General features: G+C 67.1%; 16 protein-coding genes. 9 read left to right on the top strand and 7 right to left on the bottom strand.

What is annotated here, in order from left to right:
• Positions 1-15: 15 nt before the first annotated feature.
• The 3 genes from BO996_RS06535 to BO996_RS06525 form a co-directional block, all read right to left on the bottom strand.
• On the bottom strand, positions 16-897 hold the full coding sequence (locus BO996_RS06535) for an HlyC/CorC family transporter (RefSeq protein ID WP_013804259.1): 882 nt from the start codon (positions 895-897) through the stop codon (positions 16-18).
• A 105-nt stretch (positions 898-1,002) separates the two neighbouring features.
• Positions 1,003-1,728 (bottom strand): GNAT family N-acetyltransferase, encoded by a 726-nt coding sequence (locus BO996_RS06530; protein ID WP_013804260.1) that lies wholly within the window; start codon positions 1,726-1,728, stop codon positions 1,003-1,005.
• 137 nt (positions 1,729-1,865) lie between these two features.
• Positions 1,866-2,348 carry an Lrp/AsnC family transcriptional regulator gene (locus BO996_RS06525; RefSeq protein ID WP_012203199.1) on the bottom strand — a complete coding sequence of 161 codons (483 nt, stop codon included), beginning with the start codon at positions 2,346-2,348 and terminating at the stop codon, positions 1,866-1,868.
• Positions 2,349-2,723: 375 nt separating this feature from the next.
• Here BO996_RS06525 and BO996_RS06520 point away from each other — a divergent pair, with 375 nt between their 5' ends.
• Positions 2,724-3,806 carry a Bug family tripartite tricarboxylate transporter substrate binding protein gene (locus tag BO996_RS06520; RefSeq protein WP_083571122.1) on the top strand — a complete coding sequence of 361 codons (1,083 nt, stop codon included), beginning with the start codon at positions 2,724-2,726 and terminating at the stop codon, positions 3,804-3,806.
• A gap of 64 nt (positions 3,807-3,870) precedes the next feature.
• Positions 3,871-4,767: a phenylalanine 4-monooxygenase gene (gene phhA, locus BO996_RS06515; RefSeq protein ID WP_071957042.1), complete on the top strand. Its 897-nt coding sequence runs from the start codon at positions 3,871-3,873 to the stop codon at positions 4,765-4,767.
• Here the strand turns inward: phhA and BO996_RS06510 are convergent.
• Positions 4,716-5,714 carry an esterase/lipase family protein gene (locus BO996_RS06510; RefSeq protein ID WP_071954313.1) on the bottom strand — a complete coding sequence of 333 codons (999 nt, stop codon included), beginning with the start codon at positions 5,712-5,714 and terminating at the stop codon, positions 4,716-4,718. The two genes, phhA and BO996_RS06510, sit on opposite strands and share 52 nt — an antisense overlap.
• A 170-nt stretch (positions 5,715-5,884) precedes the next feature.
• Between BO996_RS06510 and BO996_RS06505 the strand changes: the two genes are divergently transcribed.
• The 5 genes from BO996_RS06505 to BO996_RS06490 all read left to right on the top strand — a co-directional run bounded on the left by BO996_RS06505 (position 5,885) and on the right by BO996_RS06490 (position 12,385).
• Positions 5,885-7,585, top strand: a complete 1,701-nt coding sequence (locus BO996_RS06505) for an AMP-binding protein (RefSeq protein WP_034390222.1) — start codon at positions 5,885-5,887, stop codon at positions 7,583-7,585.
• A gap of 85 nt (positions 7,586-7,670) precedes the next feature.
• Positions 7,671-8,642 carry an MBL fold metallo-hydrolase gene (locus BO996_RS06500; protein WP_071954312.1) on the top strand — a complete coding sequence of 324 codons (972 nt, stop codon included), beginning with the start codon at positions 7,671-7,673 and terminating at the stop codon, positions 8,640-8,642.
• A gap of 313 nt (positions 8,643-8,955) precedes the next feature.
• On the top strand, positions 8,956-9,087 hold the full coding sequence (locus BO996_RS29930; RefSeq protein ID WP_269112180.1) for a hypothetical protein: 132 nt from the start codon (positions 8,956-8,958) through the stop codon (positions 9,085-9,087).
• A gap of 206 nt (positions 9,088-9,293) precedes the next feature.
• Positions 9,294-11,594 carry a catecholate siderophore receptor Fiu gene (locus BO996_RS06495; RefSeq protein ID WP_071957041.1) on the top strand — a complete coding sequence of 767 codons (2,301 nt, stop codon included), beginning with the start codon at positions 9,294-9,296 and terminating at the stop codon, positions 11,592-11,594.
• Positions 11,595-11,704: 110 nt separating this feature from the next.
• Positions 11,705-12,385, top strand: coding sequence for a Fe2+-dependent dioxygenase (locus BO996_RS06490; RefSeq protein ID WP_071954311.1), 681 nt, complete (start codon positions 11,705-11,707; stop codon positions 12,383-12,385).
• A 14-nt stretch (positions 12,386-12,399) separates the two neighbouring features.
• On the opposite strand, the gene BO996_RS06485 is transcribed toward BO996_RS06490, so the two are convergent.
• Complete coding sequence (locus tag BO996_RS06485; RefSeq protein WP_065345354.1) at positions 12,400-12,963, bottom strand: DUF4124 domain-containing protein; 564 nt, start codon at positions 12,961-12,963, stop codon at positions 12,400-12,402.
• Between the two features lie 107 nt (positions 12,964-13,070).
• On the bottom strand, positions 13,071-15,050 hold the full coding sequence (locus tag BO996_RS06480) for a lytic transglycosylase domain-containing protein (protein ID WP_043825689.1): 1,980 nt from the start codon (positions 15,048-15,050) through the stop codon (positions 13,071-13,073).
• A 15-nt stretch (positions 15,051-15,065) separates the two neighbouring features.
• Here BO996_RS06480 and BO996_RS06475 point away from each other — a divergent pair, with 15 nt between their 5' ends.
• Positions 15,066-15,638, top strand: coding sequence for a 5-formyltetrahydrofolate cyclo-ligase (locus tag BO996_RS06475; protein WP_012203191.1), 573 nt, complete (start codon positions 15,066-15,068; stop codon positions 15,636-15,638).
• Positions 15,639-15,779: 141 nt separating this feature from the next.
• Here BO996_RS06475 and queC read toward each other — a convergent pair whose 3' ends face one another.
• Positions 15,780-16,529, bottom strand: a complete 750-nt coding sequence (queC, locus tag BO996_RS06470) for a 7-cyano-7-deazaguanine synthase QueC (RefSeq protein ID WP_170962089.1) — start codon at positions 16,527-16,529, stop codon at positions 15,780-15,782.
• Positions 16,530-16,626: 97 nt separating this feature from the next.
• On the opposite strand from queC, the gene BO996_RS06465 reads away from it, so the two are divergent.
• Positions 16,627-17,316 (top strand): glutathione S-transferase family protein, encoded by a 690-nt coding sequence (locus BO996_RS06465; protein WP_013804272.1) that lies wholly within the window; start codon positions 16,627-16,629, stop codon positions 17,314-17,316.
• Positions 17,317-17,334 lie beyond the last annotated feature (18 nt).

Genomic DNA, 17,334 nt, shown 5'->3' with positions numbered 1-17,334 from the left:
GGTTCAGGCGCAGCCTCAGCTGCGCAGCAGGCTGTCGGCGGCGGGATCGCGCACCACCTTGAACCAGCGCACGGCGCCGCCCTTGGTGTGCAGCACGGTGAATTCCAGGCCCGCCAGATGGATCTGCTCGCCGCGCTTGGGCACATGGCCCATTTCGTGGGCGATCAGGCCGCCGATGGTGTCGAACTCATCGTCGGGATCGCGGGCATGCAGGGCGACCTCGAAGGTCTCGTTCACATGCTCGATGGTGGTGTCGCCCGCCACGCGGTAACTGTTGTCGGCCAGGGCGAAGATGTCGCCCTCGTCCTCGGGAATGTCGAACTCGTCCTCGATCTCGCCGACGATTTCCTCCAGCACGTCCTCGATGGTCACAAGACCCGCTACGCGGCCGAACTCGTCGATGACCACGGCAAGGTGGTTGCGGTTGCCCCGGAATTCACGCAGCAGATCGTTCAGGCCCTTGCTCTCCGGCACGAAGGCGGCGGGGCGCAGCAGGGCGCGGATGTTCAGGTCCGGCGAACGCTGCAGCTTGAGCAGGTCCTTGGCCAGCAGGATGCCGATGATGTTCTCGCGCTCGCCCTGGTAGACCGGGAAGCGCGAATGGGCCGTGGTGATGACCTGGTGCAGCAATTCATCGAACGGCGCGTCGATGTTGACCAGGTCCATGCGAGGGGCTGCAACCATGACGTCGCCGGCCGTCATGTCGGCCATGCGGATCACGCGTTCGAGCATGACGCGCGACTCGGGGCCGATGACCTGATTGTCCTCGGCGTCGGCCAGGGTCTCGATCAGCTCGTCGGGAGAGTCGGGGGCCGGGTGAATGAACTCGGCCACCTTTTGCAGGAAGCTTCGCTTGCTTTCCTTCTCGGAAGAGCGCGCAGGATGGGGGTCGGACACTGTCTTGGAGTGCAGGACGTGCGGTAGTGAAACAAGCTGCAAGGATAGCGGATTGCTCCGTCACCCCTGCATGCGCTGCGCCAATTCCCTTGCGGCGTTTTGCGCTTATTCGCCGGCCTGGTGGCGGCCATCCTGCACGCCACGGCGGATTTCCTGCACGTCGGCCAGGAAATCCCAGAACTGCTTGGCCTGCTTCTTGAACTGGTAGTCCACCTCGCCGATGTGCTCGGTCATCAGAGACGCCATGTGCGTGTCGATGCCGGCGGGCGGCAGTTGCAGGTAGGCCTCGGATTCGGAGCCATCGCGCTTGATGGTGGCGCCGGCCTTGCGCGCAATCCTGAGCATGGCCGTGTTCTCCGACAGCGCGTGGATGAACATCATGGACACGCCCTTGGTGCGTGCATGGATCACGGCGCGGTTGAACAGGCGCCCGCCATAGCCACGGCCACGTGCCTGCTTGAGCACGGAGACGCCGAATTCGGCGCAGCTCTTGTGCTCGGGATGCGAGGCAAAGGCCAGGTGCGCCATGGCGATCAGTTCGAGACGGCGGTTGTAGATGCCGAAGATGTCATCGCGCTCGAAGTCGAGCTGCATGGCATAGCGGCGGACCTGCTCGTCGCTGGCGGCATAGCCGAAGCGCAGGTAGCGGTCGCCTTCATCGAGCTTGAGCAAATGCGCCACCACGCGCTCGCGGTGGGACGGGCCCAGCGAACGAATGGGCACCATGGACGCGGAGCGCCCATCGGGACGGTGCGGCTGGCCTGCGCTCGCACGCAACATGTCCCGGCCGGCCTGCCAGGACGCCTTCAACCAGTCTTTGGATGCATTCATGGCTCAAATATAGGTAAAAACCCGATGTCGAGCAACGGAGATATTGCAATGCAACAAAACCGTAAGGTTTTGGCATGCAAACCAATTTTCCCTCCCTGCACCTCTCGACGGCCAGGCCCCTGTCCGAGCCTTCGTGGCTACAGAGGCACCGCCGTGGTCACCTTCACCCGGTCCATCACGAAGCTGGTCTTGCAGTCCTGCACGCTGGGGTGCTTGAGCAAGGTGTCCATGACGAAGCGCGTGTAGTGCTGCATATCGGCCACGACCACGCGCATCAGGTAGTCCATTTCGCCGGTCAGTGACACGCACTCCACCACCTCGGGCCAAGTCTGCACGCTGGCGCGGAACACGTCCATGGGGTTGCGCTTGCTGGTCTCGGTGTACTTTTCCAGGCGCACGTTGAGATAGGCGGTCAGCCCCAGGCCCACCGTCTCGGGCTGGACCAGGGCCACGTAGCGATCGATCACACCGCCGTCTTCCAGGCGCTTGACCCGGCGCAGCACGGCGCTGGGAGACAGGCCGACCTGCTCCCCGATGACGTCATAGGTTTCCCGGCCGTTGGCCTGCAGGCGGCGCAAAATGGCCCGATCCAGTTTGTCGATGTTGTGCGTGGCGCTCATGGCGGTGGACTCGTGAATAAGTACGGATTTCTTCAGGGTTAACCCGAATTAACCAGTTAAATTGCGATAAACGAAAGAATTCCGCAATTTTCATGCATTTCGCATTTTCCCTCCACGGGCAAACGGCAAAAAGCTGAAGCCCCTCCCGCCTACAGTGACAGCACCGATCGAGAAGACGCAGGCGCCGGCCATGGCGCCCGTCCGACTGTCCTGCACTGAACTGGCCGGAGATCCCCATGAATGCCCCGCTGAACCAGGCTGCCGCCCAGGCCTGCGCGCAAACAGTCAAGCGCCAACGGGACATGCATCGTCCACGCCTTCCGGCCTGCCCACGCTGCCTATACTGCGGGGATCGCCTCCATTTCGCTTCACGCCATGACGCCCCGCCACGACGCCAACCGCGCCATGTCACGCCATGCCCGAGCGCCTGCGCCAGCCGGCCCGCAGCCGTCGGCCCGGTTGGCGCGGCGCAGCCTGCTGGCAGCACTGGCCGCCCTGCCCTGGCTGCCTGCGGCGGCGCAGGCCCAGCAGCCCTCCGCCGCCCAGACGCGCGATGCGAAGTCCGACTCCCTGACCCTGATCGTTCCCTATGCGGCCGGCGGCCCGCTGGACCGCACGGCACGGCCGCTGGTCGAGGCCAGCACCGCGAAGCTGGGAGCCATCCAGATCCTCTATGTGCCGGGCGACGGCGGCGCCAAGGGCTCCAACATGGTCGCCCAGGCCACCTCCCAGGACCGCTTGCTGCTGATGGGCGCGGCCGCCACCCATGCCGTGCTGCCCTGGCTGCAGCCCCAGCTGGGCTACGACCCGCTGCGCGACTTCCAGCCGCTGGTGCTGGTGGCGCGCATGCCCAATGTGCTGGTCATGCGCAGCGATCTGGCACGCCAGTGGCGCATACGCACGCCGCTGGACCTGCAGCGCTTTCTTGCCAAGCACCGCCAGCCGCTGCGCTATGCCTCGGGCGGGCCGGGCAGCAGCGGCCACCTGTCGGGCGAGATGTACCAGATGCTCACGCGGCTGCCGCTGCTGCACCTGCCCTTCGGCGGCACGCAGCCGGCACTGTCGGCCCTGCTCGACGGCTCGGCCGACCTGCTGTTCGACAGCCTGGCGTCTTCGCTGCCGCATATCCGCGCAGGGCGGCTGCAGGCCCTGGCCGTGACCACGCTGGAGCGCGCGCCCCTGCTGCCCGAGGTGCCCAGCCTCAACGACACGGTGCAGGGCTTCAACATGGCCAACTGGTTCGGCCTGTTTGCGCCGGCCAGCTGGCCCGCGGAACAGGCGCAGCGCCATGCCGCCGCGTTCTCGCAGGCCATGCGCAGCCGCCCGGTGCAGGACACCCTGTCCGCCATGGGCGTGCTGCCCGAAGAGCTGCAACTGCAGGAGTTCGCGCGCTTTGTGCGCTCCGAGCACAGCAAATACGGCCTGCTGGTACAGGCCGCCCGAATCCGCCAGCTCTGAGCCGCGCAGGTGCCTTGCCTGCCCCCGGCCCGGGGCGGCAATGACAAGATCCTTGGAGAGCACCATGATGAGCACCGCAGCGACCCCCACCTCGTCCCACGCCCCCGCCCACGCCCCCGGTGTGGCACCCGTGGTCTACGGCCAGGCCGACCGCCCCCCGCGCGGCGACTACAGCCGCGCCAGCGACGACTACACCTGCGCGCAGGACTACGACGCCTACACCGAGGCCGACCACGACACCTACCGGCGCCTGTACGAGCGCCAGTCCGCCCTGCTGCCGGGCCTGGCAAGCCAGCACTTCATCGACGCCCTGCCCTCGCTGGGCGCCAAGGACCGCATTCCGCGCTTCGAGGAAGTCAACGAGCGCCTGCGCCGTGCCACGGGCTGGGAGATCGTCGGCGTGCCCGGGCTGATTCCCGAGGTGCCCTTCTTCTCGCTGCTGGCCAACCGCAAATTCCCGGTCACGGACTGGATCCGCAAGCCCGAGGAGTTCGAGTACATCGTCGAGCCCGATGTCTTCCACGACCTCTTCGGCCATGTGCCGCTGCTGTTCAACCCCGTCATCGCGGACTACATCCAGGCCTACGGCCAGGGCGGGCTCAAGGCGGCCGAGCTGGGCGCCTGCGAGATGCTGTCGCGCCTGTACTGGTACACCATCGAGTTCGGCCTGATCCGCGAGCAGGGCGGCCTGCGTGCCTATGGCGCGGGCATTCTCAGTTCATCGGGCGAACTCAACTACTCGGTGCGCAGCCCCGAGCCACAGCGCCTGCCGCTATCGCTGGAGCGCGCCATGCGCACGCTCTACAAGATCGACAGCTACCAGCACACCTACTTCGTGATCGACGACCTGCAGCAGCTGTTCGACCTCACGGCCGCCGATTTCGGGCCGCTGTACCGCCAGCTGCGCGATCAGCCCACCATCGCGGCAGATGCGCTGCTGCCGGGCGAGGTCGCTCTGTAGGAATCGGCGCTGCAGGAATCTGCAGCCTGAAGCCGCTCGCGCAGCGCCAGGCAAAAGCGCCAGACGCGCTCGTCGAACACCAGCTGCACGTGGGCCACATCGTCCAGGCGGTGCGCATCCTGCCCTGGCAGCGTGGCCACGGGGAATGGAAAGACGATGTTGTCGCAGCAGCTCCACCAGCAGCTGAAGGGCACGTCCGAGGGCGGCGGCCCCAGGCGCTGCAGCCAGGCGCTGTCCGTGCGCATCTGCAGCGCCGGCAGGCCATGGGCGAAGCGCGCCATCCAGGTGCCACGGTGCGGGGTAGCCAGCGTCACCACATGGGCCGCCAGTTGCGGGCGCTCCTGCGCCGACAGTTGCCCCAGCCAGGCCCGCACCACCAGGCCACCCATGCTGTGCGCCACGATCAGCGGAGCGCGCCCCGTGGCCTGGGCCATGCGGCGCGCACAGGCATCAAGGTCGGCCACCATGGCGTCGATGGATGCGCCATGCGCCGGCTCCAGCGTCATGGCAGCGCAGGCAATGCCGCCGTCCTTGAGCCGCCGCAGCCAGGGCGCCCAGACCGCGCGGTTGCAGAAGAACCCGTGGACCAGCACCACGCCCACCTGGCCCATCGCACCCACTTGGCCGGTGGTGCCGCCGTCAGGCCAGCCATCGGCCTGGGCACGGGCGCGAAACGGCAGCCGCCAGCCAAACACCTGCACGGCCAACCGCCACTCGGCCAGCCAGGCCGCCGCCACCGTGCGCCATGACGGCACGGGCGCGCCCGCCTTGCGCACCACGCGGCGCATCAGCAGCATCTGCAGGCCCAAGTGCAGGCCCGGCCAGCACAGGCCCAGCAGCGCCCCCGCCAGCGCCAGCCCGGGTGAACGCGGCCACCACCATGCCAGCCAGACCGCGGCGCCCGCCAGCGTGCCCAGCGCCACCATTTGCAGAATGCGTGCGTTCACGGCAGCCCGTCCCCAATGAAAAAAGAAGCCAACGTAGCACAGGCCCTAGGACAACCCCGTGTAGACCGCAAAGCACCCGCCTGACCAGAATCGGCCGCAGCGGTGGCCGGCCGACCGGCGCCTGCAACTTCGCTGTCCCCCTGTCTTCCCAGCAACCCAAGGTACCCTGCATGGACGCTGCGCCCTGGCTCAAGAACTATCCCGCCGATGTGCCTCACGAGGTGCATCCCGAGCAATACCGCTCGCTCACACACCTGCTGGAGGAGGCCTTCACCCAGCATGCGGACCTGCCCTTTTCGGTCTGCATGGACCGCTGGATGAGCTACCGCGAGCTGGACCAGCTGTCCACCCGCCTGGGCGCCTGGCTGCAGGGGCTGGGCCTGGAGCCCGATGCGCGCGTGGCCATCATGCTGCCCAATGTGCCGCAGTTCGCCGTGAGCATGGCGGCCGTGCTGCGCGCCGGCTACACCTGCGTCAACGTCAATCCGCTGTACACCCCGCGCGAGCTGGAGCACCAGCTCAAGGACTCGGGCGCCACGGCCATCATCATCCTGGAGAACTTCGCCCACACCCTGGCCGACGTGATCGAGCGCAGCGCCATACGCCATGTCTGCGTCACGGCCATGGGCGATCTGCTGGGCGGCATGTACGGCAGCTGGATCACCTTCGCCGTGCGCCACCTGGCCAAGATGGTGCCGGCCTACAGCCTGCCGCTGGACGGCGCGGGCGGCACGGTGCGCGAGGTCACGACCTTTTCCCAGGCGCTGGCGCGCGGCGCCCAGAAAGAGCTGCGGCCCAGCCAGGCGGGGCTGGATTCGGTGGCCTTTCTCCAGTACACGGGCGGCACCACGGGCCTGTCCAAGGGCGCCGTGCTCACCCACCGCTGCATCGTGGCCGCCACGCTGCAGGCCCATGCCTGGTTCACGCCCGCGCTGCATGGCCGCGTGAAGGCCCAGGACACGCACATCATCGCGGCGCTGCCGCTGTACCACATCTTCGCGCTCACGGTGAGCCTGTTTGCCATGCGCATGGGCGCCAGCCTGAGCCTGATCCCCAATCCGCGCGACATCCCCAAGTTCGTCAAGGTGCTGCAAAAACGGCCCTTCCACATCCTGCCGGCCGTCAACACCCTGTTCAACGCCCTGCTCAACAACGCCCAGTTCCGCGAGCTGGACTTCTCGCAACTGCGCGTGTCGCAGGCCGGGGGCATGGCCGCCAGCGAGGGCACGGCGCGCCAGTGGCAGCAGGTCACGGGCAGCGTGATGATCGAAGGCTGGGGCATGAGCGAGACCTGCGCCATCGGCACCAACAACCCCGTCATCACCACCTCCTTCAGCGGCACCATCGGCCTGCCGCTGCCGGGCATCTCCATCGCCATCAAGGACGACGAAGGCCGCGACCTGCCCATGGGAGAGGCCGGCGAGCTGTGCATCAAGGGCCCCAACGTCATGCGCGGCTACTACAACCAGCCGGACGAAACCGCCAAGGCCTTCACGGCCGACGGCTACATGCGCACCGGCGACATCGGCGTGATGGACCAGGAGGGCTTCACCCGCATCATCGACCGCAAGAAGGACATGATGGTGGTCAGCGGCTTCAACGTCTATCCGAACGAGCTGGAGAACGTGATCTCCATGTGCCCCGGCGTGCTCGAATGCGCAGCCGTGGGCGTGGCCGACGAGCGCCAGGGCGAGGCCATCAAGGTCTACGTGGTGCGCAGCGACCCGGCACTGACCGAGGACCAGGTGATGCGCTTTTGCCATGACCAGCTCACCGGCTACAAGCGCCCGCGCACGGTGGAGTTCCGCGACGAACTGCCCAAGACCAACGTCGGCAAGATCCTCAGGCGCGCCCTGCGCGATCCCGCCTGAAACCCGCACGGCCGCAGCTGTAGCCCACGCGTCAGCCGTGGCTGCCTGCGGCTGTTAGCCTCGGGCAAAAGCCGCCCACCTCCTCATGACAACCTCCGCCCCAACCAGCGACAGCGCCGCGCTGCCCCCCGGCATGACCGTGCTGGAGCGCGGCTGGCTGTCGGCCAACAACATCGTCTTCGCCGCCGATACCGATGTCCCTGTGGACGACCCGCAGGACGACGGCGCTGCCGTGGTCGATACCGGCTACGTCAGCCATGCCGGGCAGACCGTGCTGCTGGTCGAGCAGACGCTGGCCGGCCAACCGCTGGCACGCATCCTCAACACCCATCTGCACAGCGATCACTGCGGCGGCAATGCTGCCTTGCAGGCGCACTGGCCGCAGGCCCGGACCTATGCCGCACCGGGCCAGGCCGCCTTCGTGCGCGACTGGAATCCTGCTGCACTGAGCTACACGCCCACCGGCCAGGAATGCCCGCAATTTGCGCTGACCGGCGTGCTGCAGCCCGGCACCAGCGTGCGGCTGTCGGGGCGCGACTGGCAGATCCATGCCGCGCCCGGGCACGATCCGCACTCCATCATCCTGTTCGAGCCGGCCAGCCGCACCCTGATCTCGGCCGACGCGCTCTGGGAAAACGGCTTCGGCGTGGTCTTCCCCGAGATCGAGGGCCTGAGCGCCTTCGACGAGGTGGCCGCCACGCTCGACGTGATCGAAGGCCTGGCACCGCTCACCATCGTCCCCGGCCACGGCGGCGTTTTCACGGGCGTGGCTGCCGCGCTGGACACGGCGCGCCGCCGCCTGGACGGCTTTGTGCGCGCACCCGAACGCCACGCGCTCTACGCGGCCAAGGTGCTGCTCAAGTACCGGCTGCTGGACTGGCAGCGCATACGCACCACCGATCTGCTGGCCTGGCTGGCCGCCACGCCCTACTTCGGCATGCTGCATGCAGGCTATTTCAGCCACGAGACCGCCGAGCACTGGAGCCGCACGCTGGTGGATGCGCTGGTGCAATCGGGCGCGGCGCAGCGCGAGGGCGAATGGGTTTACAACGCCTGAACGAAACCGATCTGCGATAGACGCAAACCACGCCAATCACATCACCGGCCGCAAGCACTGCGCGGCTGCGGCACCACGGACAGCATCTTCATCGACGGCGTGCGCAACCTGGGCAGCCCGGTGCGCAACACCTTCAACATCGAGGACATCGAGATCGTCAAGGGCGCCTCGGGTTCCGAGTACGGGCGCAGGCGCCCTGGCGCCCGCCAATCTCTACGATCCCGGCGTCAGCGACGCGATCACGGGCCAGGACATCCGCTATACCGGCCAGATCAACGAAGGCCACACCAAGACCCTTGCGCTGTAGGCCTTCATGGCCTGGGAGCTCAGCAAGAACCTGAGCCTGCAGCTGAACGTCTACAACGCCAGCCTGAACAACAACGGCGCGCGCTACATCCCGGGCGCGGCACGCTCGGCCAGGCTGGTCGCCACGCTGAAGTTCTGATACAGGGCTGTTGCCAGGTGGCAACGGCCATCCATCCGGCTATCAGATTATTCTTATATTTTTATTAAGAATCATTACCATTCCCACTCCAGGCAAAACAGCCTGATCCAGCCAGCACCGGAACGCCGAGACAGCTCTCCAGCCGCCCGCGCAACGCCGGCCAGCAAGCCAGCATGTTCACTGCCCATTCCGATTTCCGTTCAACCATGGCGAACTCCAACTCGTATATCAAAAGCCGCAAACACGACAGCGCTGGCTGCTCGCCGTCGGCCGGCATCATCGCGGCAGCCGCCGCCCTGGCCACGCTGGGCATGCCAGCCCTGGCCCAGACGCAGCCGCCCAGTGCCAAGACCGCGCCCAGCCTCAAGGAAGTGACCGTAGAAGGCGCACGCAGCACCGGCTATGAGCCCGCGCAGGTCTCCTCTCCCAAGTTCACCCAGCCGCTGGTGGACACCACGCAGACCATCTCCGTCATCAAGGAGCAGGTGCTGCAGGAACAAGGCGCCACCACGCTGACCGAGGCGCTGCGCAACGTGCCCGGCGCAGGCACCTTCTACGCGGGCGAGAACGGCAACACCAGCACGGGCGATGCCATCTACATGCGCGGCTTCGACACCTCCAACAGCATCTATGTGGATGGCGTGCGCGACGTGGGCTCCATCTCGCGCGACGTGTTCAACACCGAGCAGGTGGAAGTCACCAAGGGCCCGGCCAGCACCGACTACGGCCGCAGTGCCCCCACCGGTGCCATCAACATGGTCACCAAGCAGCCCAGCCTGACCGACAGCTTCGGCGCCTCGCTGGGTGCGGGCTCGGGCAGCTACAAGCGCTCCACCGTGGACTGGAACAAGAGCCTGACCGGCATGGGCGGCGCGGCCTTCCGGCTCAACGCCATGGTGCAGGACGCCGGCGTCGCCGGCCGCGACCGCGTGGCCAACGACCGCTGGGGCATCGCGCCGTCGTTCGCCTTCGGACTGAACACCGACACGCGCACCTACCTGAACGTGCTGCACGTCAAGCAAAGCAATGTGCCGGACGGCGGCGTGCCCACCATCGGCCTGCCCGGCTACAGCAACACCGACGCGCGCCTGAACGCGGGCCGCCCCGTGGACCCCAGCCGCTTCTACGGCACCAGCGCCGACCACGACGATGTGACGGCCGACATGGTCACGCTGCGCGTGGAACACGACTTCACGCCCGACACCACGCTGCGCAACACCACGCGCTGGGGTCGCACCAAGCAGGACTACCTGCTCACGGCCTTCATGACGCTGTCCGCCAACAACAGCAGCAACCCCGCCAACTGGACCGTGGCGCGCAGCCTGCCGACCTTCAAGAACCAGGTCAACGACATCGTCACCAACCAGACCAACCTGACGACCAAGCTGGCGACAGGCAGCGTGCGGCACGAGCTGAGCACCGGGGTGGAGATCACGCGCGAGAAGCAGAGCAACTACGGCACGGGCACCACAGGCGCCTGGCCCGATGCCAATCTCTATGACCCGCAGGTGCCCAGCTCCGGCCTGAACTGGTCGCGCAACGGCGCCGACAGCAAAGGCTCGACCGACACCTTCGCGCTGTACGCCTTCGACACGCTCAAGTTCAATGAGCAATGGCAGGCCAACGCCGGCCTGCGCCTGGACCGCTACAAGACGCAGTACGACGCACGCGCCGTCTGCGGCGGCCGCAGCGGCCCGGCCTGCGGCAGCAATCCTGCAGGCACCGTGCTGCCCAGCGCCGTGGGCCTGGAGGCCTCCGACACCCTGCTGAGCTGGAAGATCGGCGGCCTCTACAAGCCCGCGCCCAATGGCAGCGTGTACGTGAACTACGCCCTGTCGCAGCAGCCACCGGGCGGTGCCAACTTCACGCTGTCCACGGCCGCCAACAACGCCAACAATCCCAACATGGACCCGCAAAAGGCCAAGACCGCCGAGCTGGGAACCAAGTGGGAGCTGATGGACAAGCGCCTGCTGCTGACAGGCGCGCTGTTCCGCACCGAGATCACCAACGAGATCGTCACCAACCCTGACGGCACCGTGGGACAGACCGGCAAGAAGATCGTGCAGGGTCTGGAGCTGGGCGCCACGGGCCAGATCAGCCCGGCCTGGGGCGTTACGGCGGGCTACACCATCCAGAACACCAAGGTGGACACGGGTGCCACCGTGGCGCAGGACGGCTCCAGCGGCCTGACCTACACGCCCAAGAACGCCTTCTCGCTGTGGACCAGCTACCAGTTCCCGTTCGGCCTGACGCTGGCTGGCGGGGCGCGCTACTCGGGCGGACTCAAGCGTGGCACCGACGGCGCCGTGGGCACGCCCAACTTCACCGATGCCTACTGGGTCTTCGATGCCATGGCCAGCTACCGCATCAACAAGAACGCCGACATCCAGCTGAACTTCTACAACCTGTTCGACAAGGAATACGTGGGCGCCATCAACAAGAGCGGCTACCGCTATTTCCCGGGCACGCCGCGCTCCGTGCGCGTGTCCGCGAACTTCCGCTTCTGAGTGGATGCAAGACGGGCCGCTGCGCCGGCCTTGCCGCGCGCAGAGCGCCGACAATCTCTGTACCGCCCCGGCCCCGCCGGGGCTTTTTCCATGCGAGGAGGACCCGCACCATGATGCTGCACATTCCCGACGTGCTCACGCGCCAGCAGGTCACTGCCATCCGCACAGCCATCGACGCCGCCGACTGGGTGGATGGCCGTGCCACGGCAGGCAGCCAGGGCGCCCGGGTCAAGCGCAACCGCCAGTTGCCCGAAGACTCGCCCGTGGCACTGGAGCAGGGCCGCATCATCGAGCAGGCGCTGGCGGCCAATGCGCTGTACTTCAGTGCCGCCCTGCCCGCACGCACCATGTCGCCGCTGTTCAACCGCTATGCGGACAGTGAAACCTATGGCCTGCACGTGGACGGTGCGGCGCGGCGCCTGTCAGGCGCGCAGCAGTGGATGCGCACCGATGTGTCCTGCACCCTCTTCCTCTGCGATCCCGAGGACTACGACGGCGGCGAGCTGGTCGTGGTGGACACCTACGGCACGCACGAGGTCAAGCTGCCGGCCGGCGATCTCATCCTCTACCCCTCCACCAGCCTGCACCGCGTGGAACCGGTCACCCGGGGTGAGCGCGTGTGCTCCTTCTTCTGGGCGCAGAGCATGGTGCGCGACGACACACGCCGGGCCATGCTGTTCGAGATGGACCAGACCATCCAGCGCCTGCGCGAGAAACTGGGCGAGACCGACGAAACCCTCAGCCTCGCGGGCCAATATCACAACCTGCTGCGCATGTGGGCGGAGACCTGAGGAATCGGATCGCTTCAGGGCTTGTGCTTTTCGGCACAGCCGATCAGGTGGTTGTAGCTGTTGGACATGCACTGGTACATGGCCTTGGAGCGGCCCGTGGCGGCCTGGCAGTCGGCCACCGTGGCATGGGTGCGCGCCTCGCGAAACTTGCCGGCGGTTGCATCGAACTGCGCCTGGGTGATGTAGCCGCCCTTGACGTTCTTCTGCCCGTTCTCGACCATGGTGTCCACCTGGCTGCGGATGTTGTCCACGGCGGCGGCGCAGTTCAGCGGCACCTCCTTGGAATCGACCTTGCTCAGGCCCTTGGCCACGCCGTCCGCCATCTCGCGCACCTGCTTGGGCAGCTTCTTCGTGCCGTCGGGGTTGCGCTCCTCGCCAAACCGGCCCGAGCCTGCGCCCGAGCTGCCATTGGGCGATACCTTGATCTGGCCGGCATCGGCCTGGTCGGTGGGCAGCTGCGATCCGTAATGCGTGCGCCCTTCCGCGTCCACCCATTTGTAGACCGGCTGCGCTGCCGCCGTGCACGCCCATGCAAGACCCAGCGCGGCCCAGGCCGCGCGGCTCCATGTTGTTGTCATTGTTGAAACCCCTGCGGTATCCGGGCCGCGGCATGCGGCCCGCCTGTCGGTAACCAAGTGTAGCAACGCTAGATGACGTTGCACCCCGCAGGAATGTCAAGTGCGGCTCAGGGCAGGTCCTTGCTGGGGTCGGGCGTGGCTGCATCGCGGGGGCCAATGGTGCCCAGGCGGCTCTTGAGCGACTGGGGCTGGCCCGTGATGAGCGCCGCGTAGTTGGTGGTGTTGGACAGCACCTTCTTCACGTAGTCGCGCGTCTCGGTGAAGGGCACGTTCTCGGCCCAGATGGCGGCGTCGAGCACCGGGCCGTTGCGCCAGTTGCGCGGGCGGCCGGGACCGGCGTTGTAGCCGGCCGCAGCCAGCGCCATGGAACCGTCGAAATCGTCCAGCGCCAGCTTCAGATAGGCGGTGCCGATGGTGATGTTCACCTCGCGGTCATTGATCATGGACGGAGAAAAGTCCGTCATGCCGATCTTGCGCGCCGTCCAGCGGGCCGTGGCCGGCATGACCTGCATCAGGCCCGAGGCGCCCACGCCCGAGCGGGCATCCATGATGAAGCGGCTTTCCTGGCGGATCAGGCCATAGACGTAGGCCGGGTCCAGGCCGATGGAGCGCGAGCGCGCCAGCACCGTGTCGTGGAAGGGCATGGGAAAGCGCTGGCTCCAGTCGGCAAAGCTGCGGGTGCGCTCGCTGGTGTTGATGCAGCGGTCCCAGACCTGCTGCTGGCAGGCCAGGTCGGCGGCGGCCAGCAGTTCGCGGTCGCTCATGCCGCCGGCCTGGTGCAGGTTGGTGGCGTAGTTCCATTCGCGCACGCCTTCGCTGCGCAGGCCGTTCTGGATGGCGTAGAGGCCGCGCACCAGGCTGGGGTTGGCGCGGGCGGCGGCCTTTTCGGGCGCCGTGGGCGGCGCCGGCTGGGGGGGCGCCGTCACGCGCTGGCCGATGTCCTCCAGCGCCAATTGCTCGTAGAAGCTGCCGGGGCCGGCCATGTCCTCCAGCAACTGGCGCGCCTCGGAGCGTTCCTGCTCGCTCGGTCGGCCGGACAGCAGGGCGCGCGCCTTCCAGTAGGTCCATGTGTGTTCAGTGCGCTCGGGCCCCATGGCATCGATGGCGCGACGCACCGTGCGCCAGTCGCCGGCGCGCAGCGCGGCGCGCACCTTCCAGCCCAGCAGTTCATCGCTGAGGTCGCCGTCCTTGCGCACCTTGCCGAAATAGGTCGCCGCCTCGGGCTGCAGCTTGAGCGCGGCCTGCTTGCCGATCACGCCCCAGGCCCAGTTGTTCTCCTCGGCCGTCAGCCGGGCACCCCAGCCGCCTTCCAGCTGGGTGGCCGCCGCCGCCGGGTCGCTGGAGGCCATGCGGACCAACGCCAGCAGCGCCAGTTCCTTGGGCACAGCACCACGCACGCGCGTCTGCCCGGCCAGGTACTTGGCGGGCGAGGCAAAGACCTGTGCCACCTGGGGCAAGGCCTCGGGAGCGACGATGGCCACCGCATCGCGCGTGGCCTTCTGACGATTGGCCTCGGCCGCCTGGCGCGCCTTGCGCCAGACTTCGGGCTCGCTGATCTGCTTGGCCGCGTACAGCTCGCCGGCGGCGTAGGTGCAGCCGTCGTCGGCGTCGCGCTGGGCCCACCACAGGTCGCGCACCTGCTGGCCCAGGTTGGCAGCAGGCTGGCCCTTGATGCTGTCGATCAGCAGGGCGTAGCAGCTGACGGAGCGGTCATCGCGCATGCGAAATGCACCATGCACCTGGTCGAACATGCCCCAGTCGCGGCGCTGCCCCAGCAGCAGCAGCCAGTCATTGCGCAGCCGGTCTTCCTGGTAGGTGCCGGGCCAGCGCTTGAAAAACCCCAGAATCTCATCGGCACTGGCTTCATCCAGCCGGGCCTTGAGTTCCCAGTACGCGGCCCAAGGTTCGAGCACATGGCCACGCGCAGAAGGCAGCAGCTGCGTGAGCTTGGCCTTGTCGCCTTTGCGGAAGGCCTGCTGCATTTCCAGCAAGACATCGTCGCCACGGTTTTGCGCCAGCGCAGGCGTGGCTGCGGTGGTCCAGAGGGAAGCCGCCAAAAGCGGTGTCAAAATCTTCAGCCAGTGCATGGAGGAAATTATCTGATGGACAAAGCAGCCCTGCGCCGCAGCTTGATAGACCAGCGCCTCAATCTTCCTGACCGACTGCAGCGCGCCGACGCGCTGCAACAGGTCATGCGCTTTTGGCTGATACAGCGGCCCGACACCGTGATCGGCGCCTATTGGCCGATCAAGGGAGAGTTCGATCCGCTGCCCGCGCTTCACCGCTGGAAGGAAGATGGCGAGCTACAGGGTACCCCACAAAGGCGCCGAATCGGACTGCCGGTGATTGACAAGCAGCGTAAGACACTCAGCTTTCACGCCTGGTACCCGGGCTGTCCCATGGAAGAGGATGCCTACGGCATTCCCAAGCCCAAGGACACCGAAACCCTGACCCCCACCCTGCTGTTCGTGCCCTGCGTGGGCTACGCGGCCGGCGGCTACCGCCTGGGCTATGGCGGGGGGTTCTACGACCGCACCCTGGCTGAACTGCAGCCCAAGCCCTTCACCGTGGGCCTGGGCTACGGCTGCGGCTATGTGGACGAGTTCGAGCCCGAGCCGCACGACCTGCCCCTGGACGCCATCTTGAACGACCACGGAGTCGTCTGGCCGGTGTAGAACAGGCACCCCCTGAGGCGCTGCGCGCCTTCCCCCTCTCTGCCCGCTTCGCGGGGGAGGGGGACGACACCCTCACTGCGGGGCGGCCCTTGCTCGGTGTCCCTCGCTTTTGGCCGCGCCGGTTTTTAGCGCTGTGCTTCTTTAGTTTGCTGTCTCGCGCTGCGCCTGCCATTGATGCCAGCCGCGGGCTCGCAGGTCGCAGGCGGGGCAGGTGCCGCAGCCGTAGCCCCAGTCGTGCAGCGTCTCGCGCGTGCCCTGGTAGCAGGTGTGGGTGTCGCGCTGGATGAGGTCCACCAGGGTGTCGCCACCCAGGTCGTGGGCCATTTGCCAGGTTTGGGCCTTGTCTATCCACATCAGGGGCGTTTCGATGCGCAGGCGCCGCTCCAGGCCCAGGTTCAGGGCGAGCTGCATGGCCTTCATGGTGTCGTCTCGGCAGTCGGGGTAGCCGGAGTAGTCGGTCTCGCAGACGCCGGTGACGATCACCGACAGACCGCGCCGGTAGGCCAGCGCGCCCGCCAGGGTCAGGAACAGCAGGTTGCGGCCGGGCACGAAGGTGTTGGGCAGGCCGTCGGCCTGCATGGCGAAGGCTACGTCCTCGGTCAGGGAGGAGCCGCCGATCTGTTGCAGCACGTCCAGCGAGAGGACATGGTCATCGCCCAGGCGGGGTGCCCATTGGGGAAAGTCCCTGGCCAGCCGCTCGCGCACCTGCTGGCGCACCTGCATTTCCACGCTGTGGCGCTGGCCGTAGTCAAAACCCAGGGTCTCGACGCGCTCGTACAGCGACAGTGCCTGCGCCAGGCAGGTGGTCGAATCCTGGCCGCCGGAAAACAGGACCAGCGCAGCCGTGTGGCGCGCCGCTGGCGCCTGGGGAGAAGAGCTATCGTTTTGCATGGCACGCATTAGAGCGCGCCCAGGCAGCGCCCGGCTCCTACATGGGTTTTCCTGCCATGCTTGCTAAGCTGTAGGGCCTATCGCGGAGGTTGCGGCCATGCTCACGCTCTATATCGGCAACAAGAATTATTCGTCCTGGTCCATGCGCCCCTGGGTGCTGATGCGCCAGGCCGGCATCGCTTTCGAAGAGGTCATGCTGCGCTTTGACAGCTTCGACGAGCAGTCCGCCTTCAAGCAGCGCGCCCGCGCGCTATCGCCCTCGGGCCGCGTGCCTGTGCTCATGGATGAAGGCATGGCCATCTGGGACAGCCTGGCCATCTGCGAGTACCTGGCCGAGAAATTCCCCGAAAAGCACCTGTGGCCCACGCTGGCGCTGAACCGCGCCCGCGCGCGCAGCCTCTGCGCCGAGATGCACAGCGGCTTCGGCGCCCTGCGCTCGCTGTGCCCGATGAACATCGAGGCCCAGCTGCCTGAGGTCGGCGCGCGGCTATGGGCAGAGAACGTCGCACTGCGCGACGATGTGCAGCATCTGTCAGAGCTGTGGCAACCGCTGCTGTCCACGGCCAGCGGCCCCATGCTGTACGACCAGTTCAGCATCGTCGATGCCTTCTTCGCCCCCGTGTGCATGCGCCTGGCGACCTATGAGCTGCCCGTGGCACCGGCCATTGACGCCTATGTGCGCCGCGTGCGCGCCCTGCCGGGCGTGCAGGACTGGGTGCAGGGCGCACTGGCCGAGCATGATTTCCGGCCGTTCGAGGAGCCGTACCGCACGGCTGCAGCGGGCTGAGTGCCTCCTGTCTGCTGG

Source organism: Delftia sp. HK171 (assembly GCF_001886655.1).
GTDB lineage: Bacteria > Pseudomonadota > Gammaproteobacteria > Burkholderiales > Burkholderiaceae_C > Comamonas > Comamonas acidovorans.
This window is presented reverse-complemented; position numbering and strand designations above follow the sequence as displayed.